Below are 23285 nucleotides of genomic sequence, written 5' to 3'. Positions count from 1 at the left end.
GGTTTATTACTCGATAAAAGATGATTAGAGGATACGATGGCGAATTATAGCACCAACGAGTTCAAGGGCGGCTTAAAAATTATGTTAGATGGCGAACCTTGTGCCATCTTGGAAAATGAAATGGTTAAACCTGGTAAAGGTCAGGCGTTTAACCGTGTTAAGATCCGTAAGTTGATCTCAGGTAAAGTGTTAGAGAAAACTTTTAAGTCTGGCGATTCGGTTGAAGGCGCAGACGTAATGGATACCGATCTTGCTTACCTGTACACAGATGGTGAGTTCTGGCATTTCATGAACAATGAGACATTTGAGCAAATCGCCGCTGATGAGAAAGCAGTGGGCGATAACGTAAAATGGCTAGTAGAAAACGATGTATGTACCATAACGTTATGGAACGGCAACCCTATTGCGGTAACACCCCCTAACTTTGTTGAGCTTGAGATCACTGAAACGGATCCGGGCCTAAAAGGTGATACGGCTGGTACTGGTGGCAAACCTGCAACACTAGTAACAGGTGCCGTGGTACGAGTACCATTGTTTGTACAGATCGGTGAAGTTATCCGTGTTGATACACGTACCGGTGAATACGTAAGCCGTGTGAAGTAATACTAGATTACTTGTCTGAATTCAGACAAACAGGCATAAAAATCCCAGCTATTGCTGGGATTTTTGGTTAGTGAGAGAGTGTAATGCCAGAGCAACTTTGGGCACCTAGTGCCGATATATCAACCTTAAAACAGCGTGCTAAGATATTGGCCTCCATTAGAAGATTTTTTGCACAGCGCGAGGTGATGGAAGTAGAAACGCCCAGTATGTGTGGTGCCAGTGTGACTGACGTGCATTTAGTCAGCTTTAAAACTCACTTTGTTGGGCCAGGTAATCATCAAGGGCAGGACCTATATCTACAAACCTCCCCCGAGTTTGCGATGAAACGATTGCTCGCCTCTGGCAGCGGCCCGATATACCAGCTTGCCAAGGCATTTCGCAATGAAGAATCAGGCCGTCACCATAACCCAGAATTTACCATGCTAGAATGGTATCGCCCAGGCTTTGATGAGTTTGATTTAATGGATGAAATAGAGCAGCTGATGCAGCTGGTACTAAAATGCCAACCATGTACACGTATGACGTACCAGCAAGCCTTTATGGACGTGTTGGGAATAGACCCACTAAGTGCATCTTTGGATGAGTTAAAGCAGTGTGCTAGTGAACACGGCTATGCAGATATTGCTGCGATAGAAACAAACCCAGATACCTTGTTGCAGTTGTTGTTTTGTATGCAAATTGAGCCAAAAATTGGTATTGATGCACCGTGTTTTGTATATCATTTTCCAGCCTCACAAGCGGCATTGGCTCAGCTCAACGCGCAAGACCCGCGTGTAGCTGGGCGGTTTGAATTGTATTATCGAGGGATGGAGCTGGCAAATGGCTTTAATGAGCTGACGGACGCCAACGAACAGGCACATCGTTTTGAGCAGGATAACCAGCTGCGCGCACAAATGGGACTGCCCGAGGTGGCCATTGATAAGCACTTTATTGAGGCGTTAAAGCACGGTTTACCAGCCTGTTCTGGTGTGGCACTAGGCGTGGATAGATTAATCATGCTGGCGTTGGATAAGAACCGAATTGATGAGGTTATCTCGTTTGCTGTTGGACGCGCCTAGCAGCCAACAGCAAATCCACATCAAACAAATCGTTGTAGTTCTTTTTGTGTGGTTTCGGTGAGTTGCTGTGCGCGTTGGCAATCGCTAAGCGCAGAGTCAATTTGTGTTTTTGCTTGCTGAGCCAGCGCGACAATTTGTTGAACAGTTTCATGGGTATGGGCTTGAGTTGACTCTAGCTGATGAACAGCACTGGCTATTTGTTCAAGCTGTGCCTGATTGCGTTCAAAATCATGACTCATATCAGCGAAGCCTTTGGAGGTCTCGCTAATGGCTTGTTCTGCTGATTGTGAGTGGCTGATCAACTGCTCTGACTCACGATTAGTCTCACTCACTAAATTATTCATTTGATTTATAAAGTCACTGATCTGCCTAGTCGCATCATTCACTTTAACCGATAGACTGCGTACTTCATCGGCAACCACAGCAAAACCACGGCCTGCTTCGCCGGCGCGGGCAGCTTCTATCGCTGCATTTAAAGCTAACAGGTTGGTTTGGTCAGAAAACTCTTCAACCATTTTAAGTATGCTGCGAATATTCTCGCTGTTTTCTTTCAATCCAGATACCGTGTTTGAAAAATTACCCAGCAACACGGTTATTTGTTTTACTTCATCGACCAACGTGGCCAGCGCCTGTGAGGAGTTTCTCACAAACTGTAGGCTTTCGGTGTTGGCCTGATATACCTGATCGGTATTGGCAACAATGCTTTGTAGGCTATGGGTCACTTGGTCACTGGCAGCGATGATAGAGTCACTCATGTTAATTTGCTGCTCACCAAACTCTGCGGTTTGTCCCATAGAATGAGTGACTTGATAGTTGCTGGTGGCGGCACTTTGCGCACCTTCATAGGTTTTTTCCAGTAACTCACGTAGATGTTGGGTAAAGGTGTTGTATTGATCGCTTAATTCTCTGAATTCATCATAGGTGAATTTAGGTAACGTGGCATTGAGATTACCATCTTGTCGGTTTGCTTGCTGTAGGCTATCGCGCATTGCCCTGACAGGGCGGACAATCAAAAAGCGCATATAAAAAAGTGTAAATATAAAGCCACCCACAGCGCCCAGCGCCATTAACCAAAATAAACCTAAGCTACTATTGTTGCTATCAAGCTCATTGTAAAGCCAAATCAAGGTGATGATTTGAAAGGCAAAGACGAAACTTAAGTTGCCAAAGATCTTTCGTGATAGGGTGTAGAAAAAGCTTTGTTCAATTTGATTATATAAGCGCATGTATAGACTCATTGTTTGCTCTTTATATCCATGTTTATTCTATTGAGAGCACTTGGTCATCTCTCAACGCTCGCAAGTGGGTAAAACACAAATACTTCTTTAATCAATAATATATGCTAAGAACGCGATAAAATCATTTTTGCGTAGCAAGGAAAGTTACTAAAAATACCATCCACGCCCAACGCGCGCATATCTTCGATGTCTTGCTGCTTATCGACCGTGTAGGCAAAAACCTTTAACCCTCGTTGTTTTGCATCATCTACGAATTGGTGGTTGATGAAGTTTTTGTCCATGTGGATGCTGTAGGCATGCAGCCGTTGTGCAAACTCGGCATAATTTAGCGGGATAGACGCTGTGAGTGCGCCAATTTTTACCCAAGGCATGTTTTGCTTAAGCCAAACAAGTTGATGGTGGTCGAATGATGAAACCAATAGCTGATCTCGTTTGATAATGCCTTGTTGTACATTCTGCTCTATACAAGCAACGAACTGATCTAAACCAAACGTGTGTTTAAGCTCAAGATTGATCATGGTTTGCTGACCAATCACATCAAACACTTGCTGCAAACAAGGAATATGTTCACCATTGCCGGCATCCAGCAGCTGGATTTCTTGCAAGCTGGTTTGATTTACTTTACCAATACCGTTGGTGGTTCTATCGAGCCAGGTATCATGCACGATAGCGTAATCGTTGGCACAACTTTGCACATCAAGTTCAATGCCATCGACATCGGCTTGCAAAGCGGCACGAATAGCACTGAGAGTATTTTCGGGGTAATTACCGCTGGCACCCCGATGCGCGAATACTAGCATGTGGCTTTTTCCTCGTGATAGACCAAGTCTCAAAACACGCTGCGCTTATCACTAGCAGCCCGCCGAGCAAGGTCATAATTGTTGGTTTTTCTGCCAACAGCATAAAGGCCAATAGCGTCCCATACAAGGGCTGTAAGCAAGAAATTAATCCAGCAGTTGTGGCGGATAAGTGTTTTAGGCTACTGGCAAACAATGCGTGTGGGATGGCGGTAAACACAGCCCCTGCTAATAAGATGTAGTACACATCTTGACTCGGCAGTGCGCTGGGCTCTACTTCCACAAAAGCGGCAAGCATCACACAGGCAGTGAGGGTTTGATAAAACATGGTATGCGGACCGCTATACGTGGCGAAAAAACGCTTTTGCAGTAGGTTACGTGTCGCAAACAGGGCACCAGAAAACACCCCTGTGATGATCCCCAAGGTGACTTGATTACCTATGCTGGCTTCAGGAATAAGTAAATAGATGCCAAATAGTACGATGAGTGCACTGAAAATATCTTTGCTTTTTATGCGCTGTTTGGTGAACAAGGGCTCCAAAAACACGGTGATCACAGGGTAAGTAAAAAACGCAATGATCCCCGTGGCAATGCCCGCCATTTGCATGCCAGCAAAATAGGTCACCCAATGAAGACCCACAACAATTCCTAGCAGCACGGCGATAAGGTAATCGCGAGCACTTGCCAAGCGCAGCTGTTTACCACTGAGCTTAAGCAGTGCTGCCAATACCACAAAAGCTACAGCAGTGCGGTAGACGGTGATATCTAACGCAGATAGGTTAATCAGCTTTGAAAACAGTGCGGTACCACCAAATAGCAACACGGCGATGTGAAGATAAACAAGGGAAGTTTGTTCTGGGCGCATGATGAATATCGTGTAGTTTTAATGAACAGGCAGTGTATCACGTGGATAAGTAAAAGTGCTTACCAATCTGGCGAAACCGACCTGCGCACAGCTAAATAAAACTTTCATACCCAGTGGCTGTCTCATTAGCGGGTTTTGGGTTAAAATAACAACATAACTCAATTAACAAGCTAGTGAATGTCAAAACAGGATCCTCATCTCCGTCGAGAGCAAGACAAATACGAAAATCCAGTACCTAGTCGCGAATTTATATTAGAGCATATTAAAACTGCCGACAAAGCGACCACCTTTAGTCAACTCTGTAATAGCCTTAACGTGTTGGATGATGAACGCCAAGTCGCGTTTAAACGTCGTCTGCGTGCTATGGAGCGTGACGGGCAGTTACACTTTAACAAGTTCAAGCGCTATGTGATCCCAACCGATGATGGTTTGGTGAAGGGGCGAGTCATTGGTCACCGTGACGGCTTTGGCTTTTTGGCTGTGGAAGGCGAAGAAAAAGATTGGTTTATTGCCAAGCACCAGATGAACTGCGTGTTACATGGTGACATTGTCTTGGCAAAAGCGGCCAGTCGTGGTTCGGGTGGTAAGGTAGAGGCACGTATTGTACGAGTACTGGAGACTGAGCGCACACCTATCGTGGGGCGCTATTTTGTCGAACATGGTACGTCGGTCGTGGTTCCTGAAGACCCACGCATTACCCAAGATATTATCATTCTACCTGGCAGTGAGAATGGCGCACGACACAACCAAATGGTACAAGTGCAGATCACGCAAAGCCCAAGCAGGCAAATGAACGCAGTAGGTAAGGTGATTGAAGTACTCGGTGAGCATATGGCGCCTGGAATGGAAATCGAAGTTGCGCTGCGTAACCATGATATTCCACATATTTGGCCAGAGTCAGTTTTGGCTCAGGTAGCTGTTCATGGTGAAGAAGTTGAAGACGCTGACAAGCAGGGTCGAGTAGATTTAAGAGACCTGCCGTTAGTGACCATAGATGGTGAAGATGCCCGGGACTTTGATGACGCGGTTTTTTGTGAGCGCAAAAAGTCGGGAGGGTGGCGTTTATGGGTTGCCATCGCAGATGTTTCTCATTATGTGCCTAAAGGCAGTGCACTTGATAGAGAAGCAATTGAGCGTGGTAACTCGGTATACTTTCCTGAGCAAGTTATCCCGATGCTACCTAAGGTTTTGTCTAATGGCTTATGTTCATTGAACCCAGAAGTTGACCGTTTGTGTATGGTTGCAGAAATGACCGTCTCAGAAGCGGGGCGTTTATCTGGCTATCGCTTCTATGAGGCGGTGATGAACTCTCACGCTAGACTGACCTACACTAAGGTTCATGCCATTTTACAAGGTGATGAGCAGCTGCGAGAACAATATGCGTCTTTGGTGCCTCACCTGAGCGATTTGCAGCAAATGTACATGGCACTTAAATCGGCAAGGCAAACCCGTGGCGCAATTGAGTTTGAAACGACAGAAACTCGGTTTGTGTTCAATGCTCATCGAAAAATTGAGTCCATCGTTCCGTTAGTTCGTAACGATGCCCACAAACTGATTGAAGAATGTATGATTTTAGCCAATGTATCGGCGGCCAAGTTGCTTGAAAAGCACGAAGCTTGCGCACTGTACCGTGTTCACGATGAACCGGATCAGGAAAAGCTAAGTCATTTCAGACAGTTCTTAAATGATTTAGGTATTGAAAGCCTACTGCCAAATGATCCCTCGCCGTTAGAACTGACCGCAGCGCTGAACCAACTCGGTGAGCGGCCAGAGCAAGAGTTGATCCAAACCATGTTGCTTCGCTCAATGAAACAGGCGGTTTACCAACCCGATAACATTGGTCACTACGGACTGGCGTTGGATGCCTACGCACACTTTACGTCTCCTATTCGTCGCTATCCCGATTTAGTTGTGCACAGAGCAATTAAAGGCATCTTGAACAAGCAAGGTCAGCGTATCTCTGGCGCGTATGAGTACGATAACGACGAAGTTGACCAGTTAGGTGAGCAATGTTCAACCACGGAGCGCCGAGCAGATGACGCGACGCGTGAAGTAGCAGATTGGCTCAAATGTGAGTTTATGCAAGATCACGTGGGAGATGAGTTTACAGGGGTGGTCTCTTCGGTGACGACTTTTGGTCTGTTTGTACGCCTTGATGACTTGCAAATTGATGGCATGATCCATATCTCTACATTGGGGCAAGAGTATTTCCATTTTGACGGTGCCAAACACTGTTTGGTTGGTGAGCATAGCCGTCAGGTATACCGCTTAGGCGATAAATTAAAAGTGGTGGTAGCGTCGGTGAGCTTGGATGAGCGGCGCATCAACTTGGCTATGGCGGGTGAGCAGTTACCCGATCGCTATGCAAGACGCCGTAGTAAGTCTTTAAAATCAGAAGAAAAACCTGCATTTAGCAGCGTAAGGGCGCAGTTAAAAGCAGGCAAGATCCCCGGCAAGGGTGGCTCTGACCAAGACAAACAAGACGAACGTAAACCCAAGAAGGGTAAGAAAACAACCCCAAAGGGCAAACTCAAAAAATCGAAAAAAGCAGCGGCTGAGTTGCCAAAGGGAAAGGCTAAGACCAAAGCCAAAAAAAGTAAGGCAAAAAGGCCGGGTAAAAACGCGAGAAAACGCACTAAGAATAGCTCTGGAGCATAACTAAGGTGAGTAACGAATTAATTTTTGGGTTTCATTCAATTGAAGCAATTTTAGCGAAGGAACCCGAGCGCTTTTTAGAAATTTACGCGCTCAAAGGACGTGAAGATAAACGCTTAAACCCAGTGATCAACGAAGCTCGAAAGTTTGGTATTTCAGTGCAGTTTATGCAAAGAAAGGCGCTGGATAACAAGGCAAATGGTGAGCAGCATCAAGGTATCATCGCCAATGTAAAAGCTGCGCGGACTTATAACGAGCGTGACTTAGACGAGATACTTGCCAGAGAATCGAGCCCATTCTTTTTGGTGCTAGACGGTGTGACTGACCCGCATAATTTAGGCGCGTGCTTACGTAGTGCCGATGCAGCAGGTGTACACGCGGTCATAGTGCCAAAAGATAAATCGGCCAAGCTCAATGGTACAGCGCGTAAAGTTGCCTGTGGAGCTGCAGAGACCGTACCATTGGTTCAAGTGACCAACCTAGCGCGCACACTCCGTGATATTAAAGAAGCAGGGGTATGGGTTGCGGGCACTGCGGGTGAAACGGATACAGGTGTGTTTGATGCAAGCCTAACAGGGCCTATCGCGATTGTGATGGGAGCCGAAGGTGACGGTATGCGTCGCCTAACAAGAGAACATTGTGATATTTTGGTGAAAATTCCGATGGTTGGCACGGTGTCTAGCTTGAACGTATCAGTTGCCACTGGAATTTGTCTGTTTGAAGTACTCAGGCAGCGTAGCGCGCTTTAAAAGTAATCAGTATGAGAAAAAGCGCAGTCATTACTGCGCTTTTTATTTTCTACTGTGGTTCAATCAATGATCTGTACCCCAAATAGCTTCCAACTCAGTTAATGACTGTATTGTATAGGTTGGTGTTACACCTTCAGGGCAGGTTTTTCCTGAGTGTTGCAACCAGCAGCTATCAATACCAAATTGATTAGCGCCGAGAATGTCACTGCTGGGCGTATCACCCACCATCAAGACTTTGCTTTTGTCAGGATTACCCAACAAAGACAGTGTGTGGGCGAAAATATATGGGTCTGGCTTGGCTGTGCCCACAAGCTCAGAGATGACCAAGCAGTCAAAGCAGTCACTCAGCCCAGTGTGAGCCAGACGTTTTTCTTGCAGTGCGGCAAAGCCATTGGTGATGATCCCAAGTGTTGCTTTGCCTTTTAAATGAGTGAGTAAATTGCGGGCACCAGGCAGGGGTTCACAAATACTGGCCATGGATTCTAAAAAACCCTCATTCAAGCGCTCAGCGGGCACTTTAAGGCGCTCAGCCCATTTTGAAAACCGCGTGACTTGCAGTGTTTTTGCATTAATTCTCCCTGCTTGGTAATCAAGCCAAAGCGGCGCATTAACATCTTGATACTCTTTGTGATCTTGTTCGGTAAATTCAACACCGTATTGTGCAAATAGGGTTTTTAAACCTAAAAATGCATTGAAGCTAAATAAGGTTTCATCGGCGTCAAATAGTATATGGCTATACTTCATCTTGAATCGCTTGCTGCATGTATAAATGAGGGTGTAAGAAAGGTGCCATAGCCAGTGTCAAAGCTTGGGTGTAGGTGCTTTCTCTGGTTGCAACGTGATTGGTTAATAAACCAATAGCGCCACCTTTTTGTTTGATATTGGTGGTATTAAATACGCGGTCCATCACAGGGCCTAACTCTTCACCCGCCACAAGAGCATCATAAATAGCTTGAGGCAGCGGTAGGTTGCTGCTGCGATTGACACTGGTATATTGGTCGTTTGCTATGACCACATAAGCAAAGGTTGCTGGTCCATAACTGAATTGATGGGCACCACCTTCCATCGCACAATAAAAGTCAGCCTGGTGGTGTTGTTGTAAGTAACTCACTCGGTTTTGTGCGCCTAAGCGTGTTTCATCTTCACCAAGAGGCTGCTCGGGTACACCACTGGGGGCATGCAAACCTGAGCACTGGACTTGATAGTCAGGGAAGTAACCCTGAATCACGAGTTTTGCGGCGTTTACTTTAACTGGGTTTTTAGACCCTACTAGAACTGTCAACGTTTTACTTTGTGCCATCACTTACTCCCTACTGCGGCAAAAAGAGGGGGAGTTAGTGTAATTGGCACAAAAAGCGCAAGCAAGTTAAATAGGTAAGTCGACTGGGGCCATGTTTTCTAATGCTCGCTTTTTGACCAGCAAGTCCTTGATAAGAGGCGTTAGTACCAACTCCATCGCCAAACCCATTTTGCCGCCGGGTACAACCAGCGTATTCATCCGAGACATAAAGCTACCATCGATCATTTGCAGATAATAGGGAAAATCAACGTCGTCGATCCCGCGAAAACGGATCACCACAAAGCTTTCATCCAGCGACGGAATATCCTTTGCACTGAAAGGGTTGGAAGTATCAACAGTGGGGACGCGCTGAAAGTTAATATGAGTGCGGGAAAACTGTGGTGTAATATGGTTAATATAATCATCCATACTGCGCACAATTGAAGTCATCACCGCTTCTCTAGAGTGACCACGCTCGTTAGTATCACGAATGAGCTTCTGGATCCATTCAAGGTTGATAATTGGCACCATGCCAATGAGCAAATCCACATGCTTGGCAACATCATGTTCTTCGGTCACAACGCCACCATGGAGCCCCTCATAGAAAAGGACATCGGTATTGGGTTCTAGATCCTGATAAGGCGTAAAAGTGCCGGGCAATTGGTTGTAAGGTACAGCGTCGTCAAAGGTGTGAAGATAACGTCTTATCTTGCCATCACCATGCTCAGCATAACGACTAAAGAGTTCTTCTAATGCGGCAAAGTCATTGGCTTCTTGGCCGAAGTAGCTAATGTGTTTTCCCTCTTGCAAGGCTTCGCGTTTGAGCTTATCCATTTCAGGGCGAGTGTAGCGATGGAAACTGTCTCCTTCAATAAATGCAGCGTTGGCACTTAAGCTTCGAAATATATGTTTTATCGCGTTAGTAGTCGTTGTGGTACCTGCCCCCGAACTACCGGTAATAGCTATAATTGGGTGTTTTTGGGACATAGTGACGCCTCGACATTCTCAAAATTTTAACAAAATGGTTAAATTCGATTGTTACTCGAAGCGACGCGAATAGCAAGTTTTGTGGTTTAATGCGCATCTGGGTATGATAAAAGAAAAACAACAAGGACCATGATGAAAGTATCTCTATCACTAGTCGGCTGTGTGTTGGCAACCGTTACTTTAACTTCACACGCTGCAATGCCAAAAAGCCAGATTTTACTAGCCAGCGAAGTGGCAGGGTCAATCAAAGTGACGCCCTTAACATCAGATGACAGCTATCACAACCAACCAGTGGTGACTGAGAATGGCGTATATTATACGCAGGAAGTGACCTCTACGCAGAATCCACAAACAGATTTATTCTTTTACGACTTTGCCAGCAAGCAAAGCCGTAATTTAACAAACAGTTCGGTGTCGGAGTTTTCACCAACACTTTACCCTCATGGTGAGGGCCTTTCCAGTGTGGTTGTTGAACCTGATGGTAAGCAAAAACTATGGTTTTATCCGTTTGATGAGAACAAACAACCCAAGCGCATTTTCGATCACATTGAACCTGTGGGCTACCATGCGTGGGGTAAAGGGAAGGATCTCATCATGTTTATACTTGGCGAACCACATACGCTCCAGTATTCAGATTTGACGGGGCATTTGCCGACTAAAGTCGCTAAGGATATCGGCCGTACTTTAGCGTTCAATGAAGCACAAAACATCTATTCGTTTACTCATCATAAAAATGGGCAACAATGGTTTGCCAGCTTTTCACAAAAGACTCAACAGGTGAGCGATCATTTTGTGATGCCAGAAGGTGTGCAAGATTACACTTGGCTGGATGATAAAAAGGTGGCCTACGCCATTGGAAATCGTGTCTACATGCGTGATTTCACATCTCCGAAAGCCGTATCGCAATGGCACAATCTGAGTGCATATTGTGATACCAATATTTCTCGCCTGAGCTATAAAGCTGGTAAGTTAGCATTTGTGTGCGATAAATCATAATTACTCCTGTAAAACCGCTGAGAATGCTCTAAAATAACGGGCTGTTTGTATGTTTTAAGGGAAGTTGTATGAGTATATTGGTCACAGGTGGTGCAGGGTATATCGGATCACATACCGCACTTGAATTATTGCAACGTGGTGAAGATGTTGTTGTTGTTGATAATTTAAGTAATGCTTCACAGGAATCACTTGTGCGCATCGCTCAGCTCACAGGAAAGTCGGTCAGTTTTCATCAGGGGGATATCCTAGATAAGGCATTTCTTGACGATGTGTTTTCTCGCTATAGCATCAGCCAAGTAATCCATTTTGCTGGCTTAAAAGCCGTGGGTGAGTCAGTACGTAAACCGATTGAATACTATCAAGTGAATGTGCAAGGCACATTGACGTTATTGGATGCGATGCGAGATGCTGGTGTGTTTAAGCTCGTGTTTAGCTCATCAGCAACGGTGTACGGCGATCCACAAAGTTTACCTATTCGAGAAGACTTCCCTGTAGGTGGCACAACCAATCCATATGGCACTTCTAAGTTGATGGTTGAGATGGTGCTACAAGATGTCGCGAAATCAGATGAACGTTGGGCGTTTGCTATTTTGCGTTACTTCAACCCTGTTGGTGCCCATGAGTCGGGGCTAATTGGTGAAGACCCTAATGGGATTCCTAACAATCTACTGCCTTACATCGCTCAAGTGGCAGTTGGCAAGTTAGAGCAGTTAGGTGTGTTTGGTAATGACTACGATACTGTAGATGGCACTGGGGTGAGAGATTATATCCATGTGGTCGACTTGGCTTTGGGCCATTTAAAAGCACTAGCTAAGCTCGAATCTCAAGCGGGAACTCATATCTATAACTTAGGTACAGGCAAAGGCAACTCGGTACTTGAGATGGTCAATGCATTTGAAAAAGCCTCAGGCAAGCCAGTCCCTTATAAACTGATGCCACGTCGAGATGGTGATATTGCAGCATGTTATGCAGCACCAGAAAAGGCCCAACAGGAATTAGGTTGGCAAGCAACGCGTGATATTGACGCGATGATGCAAGATACATGGCGTTGGCAAAGTAACAACCCTAATGGCTATCAAGACTAATTCAAGCGTTTCTAGCGATACAGCAGATCTATACCATAGCTAGTTGTATCGCTTGCTTTATGCCATTGCTAACTCACTTTTTGCTCCCAACCAACGGGTAATTAAAGGCTCAACGCTGTTTGGGTGCTCTTTCATTATTCGCAATGCGATGGGTCTGACTTGCTCCAATAATGCCTTGTCTCGATTCAAATCGGCGACTTTAAACTCTGCCAGCCCGGTTTGCTTGGTGCCAAGCACTTCACCTGGACCTCTAATTTCTAAGTCTCGCTCAGCGATAACAAAGCCATCATTGCTATCACGCAAAACCCCCAAGCGCTTTTGAGCGGTCGCAGACAAGGGCGCGTGATAAAGCAGCAGGCAGTGCGAGGCAATCGCGCCCCGACCTACACGGCCACGCAGCTGGTGAAGTTGTGCAAGCCCTAAGCGCTCTGGGTTTTCGATGATGATTAGACTGGCGTTAGGTACATCAACCCCTACCTCTATTACGGTTGTCGCAACCAGAACATCAATCTTTCCACGTTTGAAGGCCATCATAACGTCTTGCTTTTCTTGTGCTTTCATTCTGCCATGCACTAGACCAACAGTCAGTGCTGGTAATTGCTCTTTGAGTTGAGTCGCGGTGTCTTCTGCAGCCTGACATTGCAGAACTTCAGATTCATCAATCAGTGTACATACCCAGTACACTTGACGTTTATCGTCAATACAGGCACTTTTCACGCGCTCAATGACTTGCTCACGACGAGTATCAGGAACGGCAACGGTGGTGATGGGGGTACGACCTGGAGGTAATTCGTCAATCACCGAGGTTTCTAAGTCCGCATAGGCGGTCATGGCCAGTGTGCGTGGAATGGGAGTGGCGGTCATGACCAGTTGGTGCGGATAGCAGTCGTTGAACTGACCTTTTTCACGCAGTGCGAGGCGTTGATGTACGCCGAAGCGATGCTGCTCATCGATGATGATTAAAGCGAGGTTAAAAAACTCTACCTGTTGTTGGAACAGAGCGTGTGTACCCACCACCATTTGCGCTTTACCACTGGCAATATTTTGTAAGGTTCGCTCGCGTTCTTTGCCCTTGGTCTTGCCCCCAAGCCATGCCACTTCAATACCCAGATTTAAAAACCAATTACTAAAGTTGATACTGTGCTGTTCGGAGAGGATCTCCGTGGGCGCCATGAGCGCTACTTGATAGCCCTTGGCAATTGCCCCCAGCGCTGCCAACGCCGCCACTAAGGTTTTACCTGATCCGACATCGCCTTGCACCAAACGCATCATGGGGTAGGGCTGTTGCAAATCTTGCTTTATCTCTGCAACTACGCGCTGCTGTGCATTGGTGGGCGAAAATGGCAAATTGGCTAGAAACTCGGGCTCGAGCATGTTATTCGGTGGTAAAGGTACCGCTTTTACTGCTTGGCCGCGATGCCGTAATTGCAGCAAGCTTAGGTTTTGCGCCAATAGCTCCTCAAAAGCCAATCGTTTTTGAGCGGGGTGTTGACCAAGCTCTAGAGATGACAAGTCGGTGTCTTGAGGTGGTTTGTGTAGTGTCAATACCGCTTCTTTTAAACTAAGCCCCGCTGGGCGATATTGCTCGGGTAAGTATTCCTCAAGATCATATTTATTCAATAGTGCCACAGCCTTGTCTGCGATGGCGCGGATACTCAACTGTTTTAGGCCCTCGGTGGTTGGATAAACCGCTGTGAGCGTTGCTAAATTTGGGTCTTTTAGTTCGCTGTGACTGTCGCGAATACTGTACTCAGGGTGGGCCATTTCTAACCCAGCTTGACCTCGGCGAATTTCACCAAAACAACGGATCACCTTACCCGGTGCCATGGCATTCTTTTGTGACGCATTAAAATTGAAAAACCGCAGTGTAAGACGCCCTGTACCATCGTTGACATGGCAGATAAGCATACGACGCTTACCAAAAGTAATTTGGCTGTGTTCTATTTGCGCTTCAATACTCACATGAGAGTGCAGCATCAGCTCGGCTATGGCATACGTGCGTGCACGGTCTTCATAGCGAAGCGGTAAATGAAATAACATGTCTTGTACGGTGAAAATACCGAGTTTCGCTAACCGTTCGGCTACCTTAGGACCTACGCCTTTTAGCTCGGTAATGGGGTAGTGAGACAAATTTGGCGAAGACATGCAATTCCTTGTTTAAGTCGCTTTTTTAAATTTAAGGGCGTTCCAGAAAGCGTCATCTGCAACGATTTCACCGTCATCATCCAAATCTGGATAAGGTAAACCTTTTTCCACACAGCGATTAGCGATAATTGGATGGCAACCTTCAAACAATAAAGTATGTTTGGTCTTGGCGTCCAGCATATCATTACGATCATATAAGCCAGCAGCATCTCGTTGGCGTTGTGCTTCATATAAAATTAATGCGGCGGCAACCGAGACATTTAGTGATTGCACCATCCCTTGCATGGGGATCACTATGTGTTTGTCTGCATGTGCTAGGGCTTTGTCTGAGATCCCTAAGCGTTCTTGGCCCACAATAATCGCGGTTGGCTTGGTATAGTCGATTTCGCGATAGTCTACCGCTTCATCACTTAAATTTGTTGCCAGTAATTGAATACCGGGGTTTCGTTCACGAATGGTAGCAACGGCAGTATCAATATCATCATGCATATGGGTTTCCACCCAGTTTTTGCTGCCGCCTGAGGTATTGTTGGTTAATCGACGCTGCTCTTGCGGCCATACCGCGTGTACATGATGGCACCCAACGGCATCGGCGGTGCGCACAATAGCCGATAGATTATGGTGTTTATGTACTTCATCCAGACAAACTGTCAGGTCGGTTTGGCGTCTATCTAACACCCGTTTTACGCGATGAAAACGTGTTTCTTTCATCTGTTACTGCTCATTACAATCAAAATAGCGCCTGATTATACCCGTATATCGCTAGGGGATCACCTCACGGGCAATAGGGTTTTGTAGTGAGATCAGTGTTTCGGTGGATTGTATTGCTTCAATCGTTTGAATTTTATTGATTAATACATCCTGTAAGTGATCGATTGTGCGTGCCATTACCTTAATGAAAATACTGTAATTACCCGTTGTATAGTAGGCCTCTACCACTTCTTCAAACTCTTGTAGCTGTGCAATGGTACTGGGGTAATCGCGTGCGTGTTTGAGGTTTACACCAATAAAGCAACACACATCGTAACCGAGCTTCTTGGCACTGATAGTGACCTTGGTACCGACAATAATGCCTGCTTGTTTCATTTTCTCCACACGTACATGAATGGTGCCCGCACTGACGGCAAATCTTTTTGCTAATTCAGCATAAGGTGTACGCGCATTGTCCATTAATGCGTGCAAAATCGATTTATCGAGATTATCGATCTGATAATTTTCCATGGTTATTTCGCTGTGTAATTTTCGTTTCGTTAAAATATAGCGCCTATTTTTGATGAAAAATAGAGTGTTTTGCTATTTTTATTGATGGTTGTTGTAATTTGTGTGGTTTTTGTTGACGATAGCTTTAAGCCGATAAATACACGGCAAACTAATTAACAAAGAATACTGGGAGTGAGGTCCTTAATTATGCAGAGCACATATCGTCAGACACAGCAGCAGATCAGCCGCATTAAACAAGTTTTTTCACAACAGCTTGAGAGCAAGTTCGGGTTAATTGAAGTACAAGCCCCGATACTGGCCAAAGTGGGTGACGGCATTCAAGACAACTTAAGCGGTACTGAAAAGGCGGTTTCGGTTAAGGTAAAAACGCTACCACAAGCGCAATTTGAGGTGGTGCATTCATTGGCTAAGTGGAAGCGTAAGACGTTGGGGGACTGTGGTTTTTCAGTCGGTGAAGGTTTGTACACGCACATGAAGGCACTGCGTCCTGATGAAGAACGACTTTCACCAATACATTCAGTATATGTTGACCAGTGGGACTGGGAAAAAGTTATCTGTGCTGAATCTGAGCGTTCATTAGCTACGTTAAAACACACTGTAGAAACCTTGTATCAAGGTATTAAAGCTACCGAGCAAATGGTGGCAGATGAGTTTGGTTTAACGCCATTTTTACCAGAGAAAATCACCTTTGTACATAGCGAAGAATTGCGCCAGATGTACCCAGACTTTAGCGCTAAGCAACGTGAAAAGGCGATTGCTCAAGAATATGGGGCAGTGTTTTTAATTGGTATTGGTGGTGCATTGGGCGATGGCAAAATTCACGACGTACGTGCGCCTGATTATGACGATTGGTCGACGGAAACCTGTGATAAATATCAGGGATTGAATGGCGATATTTTGGTGTGGAACCCTGTGCTTGAAGATGCTTTTGAGATCTCGTCAATGGGTATCCGCGTATGCCCTGAGGCTTTAGCACGCCAGCTCAAAGTGACTGGAGACGAAAGTCGTTTAGAACAAGATTGGCATCAACAGCTGCTAAGCGGGGCAATGCCACAAACCATTGGTGGTGGTATTGGTCAGTCGCGTTTAGTGATGTTGCTGTTACAAAAGCAACATATTGCTCAGGTACAGGTTAGTGTGTGGAGTGATGAAGTACAGTCACAAATTGGTGACGTACTGCGCTAACGGTGAGATTTAAAATGAGTGTAAAGCGACGTCGCCGCAAGGTGGCGTTGCTTTTTTTCAACACCCTCATGTGGGTAGGTAAAAAGAAGAGATCACTTTGGCAACGTAATAGGTTTTAAGTGGGTAAGGTGTGCCATTAGATGTAGGTATCACCCGCAAGCAACAAACTCTAAGTGAGTGTTGTTTAGTAGCGCAAAGCGGTATCATCCTCGGGTGATGCCGCTTTTTTTTAATGCTGGCAAAGTGTTGTGCGTCCTTAAAAAATAATTTACACACTAACTAACATTTAGTTATTGTTGCTACTTATGGGTTTCACTGTACAGTCTTTGAATTATCGGTAGGGATACATGGCAAGTAAAAACACACAAGTATCAGTGATGATGCCCCTATGGTGTTGGTGTATAGTTGTTTTTGTTGTGCTAGAAACCGCACATGTGATGCGAGAGCAAGACTTAGCATGGTTTTGGATTACGGCGGCGACCTCTATCGAAGGAGCAGCTTTCCAGTTTATCTGGCTGATATATTTAAAGATGAAGTCAAAACCCTGATTGGCTGCGCTCAATGACACGTTAGTACTTTTATTTTCTTAAATATTTTACCTTGTATGTTTGTTAAAACAATCGGATAGCTCGGTGTCTATCCGGTGGTATAAGTATAAGAAGTGCTAACTGGTTTTAAACTCTATCTCTATCTTACCTTCAACCAGAGCTGCGGTACACGGTGGGTAGCTGCGGGTGGTTTTAAATACGCGATCAAAAATATGGATCTCAACACCAGGATTGAGGGCCTGATTGGCAACGAGTTTAGAGTTTTCAAGTAACTCGTTGAGCTGGCTCTCCATATCAGACATTTTCTTTTCAAGGGCTTCGGCTTCTTGGCAATAGTGCATTTGTGTGGCACCAATTTTAGCCATAAGTTGCTTTTTCTTTTCAGGGTCTTTAAGTAGATCCGCTTTTTCAATCGTTTGCTGCAAAGTATTTAACTGTGCGCTGGTTTTGCTCAATGCTTTGAGGCACTCGTCAGTTTCTTGGGTCAGCTCTACGCCGTGGCGGGCAAGACGTACAATCATTTTAGCGCCAGATTCACTGCCTATCTCACCGGCAATAAGCATTTGTGTATCTAGCACTTCGCCGCCAATCAATTTACCTCTGGGGTTATCATCGGCACCAATTTGCACCAGTTGTGTTGCCTTAATGGTGCAATGATTACTTTGCTTAGCAATATACACATTATTAGCTTCAAGATAGCTATATTGGCCGTGTGCGATATGAATATCACCTTGTGCAACTAAGCAACAGGTTAAACCTTGATCGTTGTTTTGATGGTCCAAGTGACCAATAACCGCTTGCTTTACGTCAATATGGCCGCCACTAATCAGTTCTCCTGATTCAACCGAGCCCATGACGGTTATGTCACCTTTGGCTTTAACCTTCATGCCCGGCCCAACTGTATGTGTAACGATCACACTGCCATTAAAGTCAACATGACCACTTCTCACGTCCACATCTTTGATGGTAAATACGTCATCAACACGCATGCCATTTTGAATATCAGAAGGGCAGCCCGCAATGCTGGCTACAAGTTCAAGTGGGTTACTGGCTGAAATTTCAGTGCCTTCGCCTGCGGTTAGTTCGAAATCATCGCCCTCTTTAGCTTCAATACTGTCACCGACCACAGTAAAGCCCTCTTTGCCGGGTGTCGGTGGCTGCTTGGAAACCAGTAATGTACCTGGAGCGACACTTGCCAATTTGCCAAAGTCGCGCATATCTACCGAGCCATCTTCTCTGAGCTTTGGCTGCTTCAAACGTTCTCTCATAGTCACTACATGGGCGACCAATTTAGCAGGTTGCCCATCTTGTGGTGGGCGGCCCTGTGCGATGATTCCTTTTGCATTAGAACCTGCGGGTAGTTCCAATTGTTTTTGGAGAATTTTTTCTAAGTAAGCCTGCTTGTATCCGCGGCTTACACCGGCGTTGATAATTGCTTTTTTGGCTTTTTCTAAATTGATCATGGCACCGCCTTTGGCGGTTACAAGGTGAGCTGTAGCAGTCATTTTGTCATCAGACAATTCAATGGTAAGTTGCGCATCTACTTTTTTAGCGACAACGAGTTGTTTCTCTGGAAACTCGCTTTTGAAAAAAGCGTCAATAGAATCCCTGTCGATCTCACAATCGGCATAAGGCGAACGTTCTAGCGCTTCAATGATGAAGGCTGCGTTCGGTGGATTTAGTTGAGCAACGTCTAATAGGACATTTCCGTTGTGTGCCAATTTGAACACGTTTATCACCCTTACCTTTGCGGCTCAAAAACGAACCCATGATAAAAACCAAAGTATTAGCTTTAGAGTGCTTAATAAACAGTATAGAGTCAAGTGCTTGAGATCAAAGAATAGACATAAAAAAAGCCGCTCAAAGGCGGCTTTTTAATACTAAAGAATTAGTTTGTTGACGGAAGCTCCATAATGCCGTCAATCTCAATCTGAGCCCCCTTTGGTAACTCTTTTACACCGATGGCCGCGCGTGCAGGGTAAGGTGTTTTAAAGTGCTGGCTCATAATTTCGTTAACAGTGGCAAAGTTGCTTAGGTCAGTTAGGAAAATATTTACTTTGACCATATCTTGTAATTGACCACCAGCGGCTTCGCATACTGCGGTTAGATTTTTGAAGACTTGCTGCGCCTGTTCGGCAAAATCTTCAGAAATCATTTCCATTGTTTCAGGCACTAATGGAATTTGGCCAGACAGGTAAACTGCTGTGCCTACCTTAACGGCTTGATTGTAAGTACCAATCGCAGCTGGAGCTTGATCGGTAGAGATAATCGCTTTGTTCATGTTTAATCCTATTTCTTGCGATATACGCGTTGTACGTCTGGCATAACACGGATACGGCGCATAATGTTTGCGACGTGAATACGGTCTTTAACGGTGATGCCCAAATCTATCACGTATAAGTTACTTTCTTTTTCGTCGGTAGCGATTTCAACGATATTTGCTTGAGTACTTGCTACCACGTTTGTGAGTTTTGCTAATGCACCTTGGTGATTGATAATTTCTACCCGCAAGGCCGCAATATATTCTTTCTCTGGGTTGTCTTCCCATTTTACAACAAAGTACTTGGAGCGTTCATTCTCCCAGCCTTTTATATTTTTACACTCTTGGCGGTGAACATTCAGGCCTTTACCCTGGCTCACATAGGCCGTAATGGCATCTCCTGGTACTGGGCGACAGCACTTGGAATAGTTAACCAACATGCCTTCTGTTCCGATAATAGCGGCTTTGGCTTTTTTGGCAACATTTTCAATACCATCGTCTGTTTGTAGCAGACGTTTGGCAATCAAGACACTCATAATATTACCGGTGCCAATTTCTACCAACAATTCGAGCAGAGTGCCTAACTTGTGCTCTTCTAGAACGCGGTCAATGCTCTCCTGTGGAATATCATCGAGTTTATTTTCGCCAAGCGCTGAGTCTAACAAGCGGCGTCCTAGCTGAATGGCTTCCTCTTGATGCTGGCTCTTAAGGTAGTTACGCACGCCCAATCGCGCTTTACCTGTTACGATAAAGTTTAACCAAGTGGCGTTAGGATGTGCACCTGAACTGGTGATAACCTCAACGGTTTGCCCTGTATCAAGAGCTTTACTCAGTGGGTAAGGCTTGCGGTTTACACGTGCGCCAACACAGGTATTACCAACGTCAGTATGAACAGCGTAAGCAAAGTCCACTGCGGTGGCACCCATGGGCAACTCTACGATGCGACCATCGGGCGTGAATACGTAGATTTCTTCCGGGAATAGCTCGGTTTTAACGTTTTCAACAAACTCAAAGGAAGATCCCGCACTTTGCTGTAGTTCCAGTAAGCTTTGCATCCACTGACGAGCACGTTGCTGCGCTGTATGACCTGCGCTGTCACCTGCTTTTTTATACATCCAGTGCGCCGCCACCCCTTTATCAGCCATATGGTCCATGTCATGGGTGCGAATTTGTATCTCAACAGGGATGCCATGTGGGCCAACTAATGAGGTATGTAGCGACTGATAACCATTAGTTTTAGGTACTGCGATATAGTCTTTAAAACGCGTTTCAATGGGCTTGTACAGATTATGTGCAACACCAAGTACTCGGTAGCAGGTATCCAAGTTATCGACATTGATTCTAAAGGCATAAATGTCCATTACTTCGTTGAACATTAGCTCTTTATTGAGCATTTTTTTGTAGATACTATATAAATGTTTTTCACGGCCGCTGACCGAAGCTTGGATCCCAGACTCGGCTAAACGCGATTCAATTTCAGTTTGTATATTACTGATAACTTCTTTACGGTTGCCGCGAGCTTTGGCCACTTCTGATTTTAAAGCGCGATGACGCATTGGGTAGAGTGCTTGAAAGCCTAAGTCTTCCAGCTCATTTTTGATATCGTGTATACCTAAACGGTTCGCGATAGGGGCAAAAATTTCTAGCGTCTCACGAGCAATACGACGGCGTTTATCTGGTCGAAGAGCTCCGAGTGTGCGCATGTTATGCGTTCTATCGGCCAGTTTGATCAAGATAACGCGAATGTCTTGCGTCATTGCCATGATCATTTTGCGGTAGTTTTCGGCTTGAAACTGCTTTTTGTCTTTGAAGCTGAGCTTATCAAGTTTGCTGACGCCTTCAACCAACTCTGCGACGGTTTCACCAAAAATCTCGGCCAAGTCTTGTTGGCTAAAGTCGGTATCTTCTATCACATCGTGCATTAACGCAGCCATAAGCGTTTCGTGATCTAAACGCATGCCAGCGAGTATTTGTGTCACCTCAACAGGATGGGTGATATAGGGTTCGCCGCTTGAGCGAGTTTGCCCTTCATGGGCTTCACGCGCAACCACATAGGCTTTTTGTACCAGCTCTACGTCTGCGGGAGATAAATACTCAGAAATCTTCTTTTTAAGGCCTTCAAAAAGATACATTCACACTCCAATGTTCCAGTGAAGTTATCGATATGTAACGAATATACGATGAATTGAAAGATAAACCAACGACTAGTCGGGACTTTATTTTATCGGGGCTAGGGCGTGTAGATTTTTGCTGTGTGTTTTTTGCAGCAGTCATTCGGGTATTTTGGCAAGGCTGAGCCTGCGCCGCATAGTTATTCTATGTAAGTCAGGCGATAACGCAGAAAAAATGACCGAATGACGCTGCCCAAAGGGTTCAACCAAAGGCTTCCACTACGGCATCATGCGCGACTCACATAGATTACTATGTGTCATAGCGCATTTCTGGTATTGAAAGCCTTTGATTTGAACAAAAATCATACCTCAAAGATCGACACGCCCTAATAACAACAATGCCAGCAAAAATGCTGGCATTGTCTTACAAACCGAAACAGGTTTAGTTGTTGCCGCCTACAATGGCTGCAACAGCTGCAAGTTCTGCAGCTTCTTGGTTTTGCTGTTCTTCACGGTCGATTACATCTAATGAAGAGCTATTCACTAGACCTTTTTCAATTTCACGTAAAGCGATAACCGTTGGCTTATCGTTTTCAGCGTCAACCATAGGGTCTTTGCCGCCTACAGCGATTTGACGAGCGCGACGCGCTGCTACCAAGATTAAATCAAAACGGTTACCAATTGCATCTACTGCATCTTCTACAGTTACGCGAGCCATCGAAGCACTCCAAAGTTAATTCATTTCCAAAAGGCTAGTTTACTGCAAGGGAGCCGCTACGCCAAGTGGATGGTTAAAATTTATCACTAATTTAGCGTAAAAGGTCGCGAATTAGTGCTGCATGACGACTTTGTTGAGCACTGAGCTCCATGCGAGCGGCCATCACGATATGCTCAAGTTGGGCAAGGGTGGTGTCAAAATCATCATTGACCAGTACATAATCAAACTCATTGTAGTGTGAGCTTTCTGATTTAGCTTGCGCCATTCGAGAGGCGATCACCTCTTGTGAGTCTTGCCCTCGGCCATTAAGTCTGTTTGCTAACTCTTGCTGAGAAGGAGGTAAGATAAAGATAGTTTTAACTTCAGGCACCAACTTACGAACTTGTTGAGCGCCTTGCCAATCGATGTCTAAAAATACGTCAATACCTTGATTTAGCTGCTCTTCTACGGCAGCTTTTGACGTACCGTAATAGTTGTCAAATACCTTAGCCCATTCAAAAAAATCTTTGCTAAGGATTAACGCGTTGAAATCAGCTTCACTGACAAAGTGATAGTGCTCGCCGTCATTCTCACCCGGTCGAGGTGCTCGGGTGGTATGCGATACTGACATTTTTATATCCTGATGCTTTTCAAGTAATGCTTTAATTAAGCTGGACTTTCCTGCACCAGAAGGCGATGAAAGAATAAAAAGATTACCGCGCGTTGCTGTTGTCATAAGATGCTGCTCTTAAAATAAAGTGACTACGCTTTGACATAGCCTATATTTAGTCGAAACGCACATTTTA

Annotated in this window: 21 protein-coding genes; 7 read left to right on the top strand and 14 right to left on the bottom strand. The window is 45.3% G+C overall.

The window, feature by feature from the left end:
- Positions 1 to 36: 36 nt before the first annotated feature.
- Entirely contained in the window at positions 37 to 603 is a 567-nt protein-coding gene (gene efp / locus BET10_RS14420; protein WP_070986301.1) for an elongation factor P, read from the top strand.
- Between the two features lie 83 nt (positions 604 to 686).
- On the top strand, positions 687 to 1661 hold the full coding sequence (epmA, locus tag BET10_RS14415; protein WP_070986300.1) for an elongation factor P--(R)-beta-lysine ligase: 975 nt from the start codon (positions 687 to 689) through the stop codon (positions 1659 to 1661).
- Between the two features lie 20 nt (positions 1662 to 1681).
- Here the strand turns inward: epmA and BET10_RS14410 are convergent, their stop codons facing one another.
- From BET10_RS14410 to BET10_RS14400, 3 genes are all read right to left on the bottom strand, one after another.
- Entirely contained in the window at positions 1682 to 2899 is a 1218-nt protein-coding gene (locus BET10_RS14410; RefSeq protein WP_240503704.1) for a methyl-accepting chemotaxis protein, read from the bottom strand.
- 104 nt (positions 2900 to 3003) lie between these two features.
- The gene (locus tag BET10_RS14405; protein WP_070986298.1) at positions 3004 to 3699 is read right to left on the bottom strand and encodes a glycerophosphodiester phosphodiesterase; all 696 of its coding nucleotides are present in this window, start codon (positions 3697 to 3699) and stop codon (positions 3004 to 3006) included.
- Positions 3665 to 4561, bottom strand: a complete 897-nt coding sequence (locus tag BET10_RS14400) for a DMT family transporter (protein WP_070986297.1) — start codon at positions 4559 to 4561, stop codon at positions 3665 to 3667. The genes BET10_RS14405 and BET10_RS14400 overlap by 35 nt, the downstream gene beginning before the upstream one ends.
- A 177-nt stretch (positions 4562 to 4738) precedes the next feature.
- On the opposite strand from BET10_RS14400, the gene rnr reads away from it, so the two are divergent.
- Both rnr and rlmB read left to right on the top strand, forming a co-directional pair.
- A complete protein-coding gene (gene rnr / locus BET10_RS14395; RefSeq protein ID WP_070986296.1) occupies positions 4739 to 7219 on the top strand; it encodes a ribonuclease R in 2481 nt (826 codons plus the stop codon).
- Between the two features lie 5 nt (positions 7220 to 7224).
- Complete coding sequence (rlmB, locus tag BET10_RS14390) at positions 7225 to 7965, top strand: 23S rRNA (guanosine(2251)-2'-O)-methyltransferase RlmB (RefSeq protein WP_070986295.1); 741 nt, start codon at positions 7225 to 7227, stop codon at positions 7963 to 7965.
- Positions 7966 to 8028: 63 nt separating this feature from the next.
- Here rlmB and yjjG read toward each other — a convergent pair whose 3' ends face one another.
- The 3 genes from yjjG to BET10_RS14375 all read right to left on the bottom strand — a co-directional run bounded on the left by yjjG (position 8029) and on the right by BET10_RS14375 (position 10231).
- Entirely contained in the window at positions 8029 to 8709 is a 681-nt protein-coding gene (gene yjjG, locus BET10_RS14385) for a pyrimidine 5'-nucleotidase (protein WP_070986294.1), read from the bottom strand.
- Positions 8699 to 9265, bottom strand: a complete 567-nt coding sequence (gene yjjX / locus BET10_RS14380) for an inosine/xanthosine triphosphatase (protein WP_070986293.1) — start codon at positions 9263 to 9265, stop codon at positions 8699 to 8701. The genes yjjG and yjjX overlap by 11 nt, the downstream gene beginning before the upstream one ends.
- Before the next feature lie 66 nt (positions 9266 to 9331).
- Positions 9332 to 10231: a phosphoribulokinase gene (locus tag BET10_RS14375; protein ID WP_070986292.1), complete on the bottom strand. Its 900-nt coding sequence runs from the start codon at positions 10229 to 10231 to the stop codon at positions 9332 to 9334.
- 132 nt (positions 10232 to 10363) lie between these two features.
- Between BET10_RS14375 and BET10_RS14370 the strand changes: the two genes are divergently transcribed.
- Positions 10364 to 11227, top strand: a complete 864-nt coding sequence (locus BET10_RS14370; RefSeq protein WP_070986291.1) for a TolB-like translocation protein — start codon at positions 10364 to 10366, stop codon at positions 11225 to 11227.
- A gap of 68 nt (positions 11228 to 11295) precedes the next feature.
- A complete protein-coding gene (gene galE / locus BET10_RS14365; protein WP_070986290.1) occupies positions 11296 to 12312 on the top strand; it encodes a UDP-glucose 4-epimerase GalE in 1017 nt (338 codons plus the stop codon).
- 57 nt (positions 12313 to 12369) lie between these two features.
- Here the strand turns inward: galE and recG are convergent, their stop codons facing one another.
- The 3 genes from recG to asnC are packed head-to-tail and all read right to left on the bottom strand — an operon-like array spanning position 12370 to position 15678.
- Positions 12370 to 14457, bottom strand: a complete 2088-nt coding sequence (recG, locus tag BET10_RS14360; RefSeq protein WP_070986289.1) for an ATP-dependent DNA helicase RecG — start codon at positions 14455 to 14457, stop codon at positions 12370 to 12372.
- Between the two features lie 12 nt (positions 14458 to 14469).
- Positions 14470 to 15168, bottom strand: a complete 699-nt coding sequence (gene trmH / locus BET10_RS14355) for a tRNA (guanosine(18)-2'-O)-methyltransferase TrmH (RefSeq protein WP_070986288.1) — start codon at positions 15166 to 15168, stop codon at positions 14470 to 14472.
- Between the two features lie 51 nt (positions 15169 to 15219).
- On the bottom strand, positions 15220 to 15678 hold the full coding sequence (gene asnC, locus BET10_RS14350) for a transcriptional regulator AsnC (protein WP_070986287.1): 459 nt from the start codon (positions 15676 to 15678) through the stop codon (positions 15220 to 15222).
- Positions 15679 to 15864: 186 nt separating this feature from the next.
- Between asnC and asnA the strand changes: the two genes are divergently transcribed.
- Entirely contained in the window at positions 15865 to 16863 is a 999-nt protein-coding gene (gene asnA, locus BET10_RS14345) for an aspartate--ammonia ligase (RefSeq protein ID WP_070986286.1), read from the top strand.
- 664 nt (positions 16864 to 17527) lie between these two features.
- Here the strand turns inward: asnA and BET10_RS14335 are convergent.
- The 5 genes from BET10_RS14335 to gmk form a co-directional block, all read right to left on the bottom strand.
- Positions 17528 to 19141 carry a DUF342 domain-containing protein gene (locus tag BET10_RS14335; RefSeq protein ID WP_070986284.1) on the bottom strand — a complete coding sequence of 538 codons (1614 nt, stop codon included), beginning with the start codon at positions 19139 to 19141 and terminating at the stop codon, positions 17528 to 17530.
- 158 nt (positions 19142 to 19299) lie between these two features.
- The gene (locus BET10_RS14330) at positions 19300 to 19692 is read right to left on the bottom strand and encodes a RidA family protein (protein ID WP_070986283.1); all 393 of its coding nucleotides are present in this window, start codon (positions 19690 to 19692) and stop codon (positions 19300 to 19302) included.
- An 8-nt stretch (positions 19693 to 19700) separates the two neighbouring features.
- Positions 19701 to 21803, bottom strand: a complete 2103-nt coding sequence (spoT, locus tag BET10_RS14325) for a bifunctional GTP diphosphokinase/guanosine-3',5'-bis pyrophosphate 3'-pyrophosphohydrolase (RefSeq protein ID WP_070986282.1) — start codon at positions 21801 to 21803, stop codon at positions 19701 to 19703.
- Between the two features lie 421 nt (positions 21804 to 22224).
- Positions 22225 to 22500 carry a DNA-directed RNA polymerase subunit omega gene (rpoZ, locus tag BET10_RS14320; protein ID WP_070986281.1) on the bottom strand — a complete coding sequence of 92 codons (276 nt, stop codon included), beginning with the start codon at positions 22498 to 22500 and terminating at the stop codon, positions 22225 to 22227.
- 91 nt (positions 22501 to 22591) lie between these two features.
- Positions 22592 to 23215: a guanylate kinase gene (gmk, locus tag BET10_RS14315; RefSeq protein ID WP_070986280.1), complete on the bottom strand. Its 624-nt coding sequence runs from the start codon at positions 23213 to 23215 to the stop codon at positions 22592 to 22594.
- Positions 23216 to 23285 lie beyond the last annotated feature (70 nt).

The sequence above is a fragment of the Pseudoalteromonas amylolytica genome (assembly GCF_001854605.1).
Classification (GTDB): domain Bacteria; phylum Pseudomonadota; class Gammaproteobacteria; order Enterobacterales; family Alteromonadaceae; genus Pseudoalteromonas; species Pseudoalteromonas amylolytica.
Note: the sequence above shows the minus strand (reverse complement) of the source record. Positions and strands in the feature narration are given on the sequence as shown.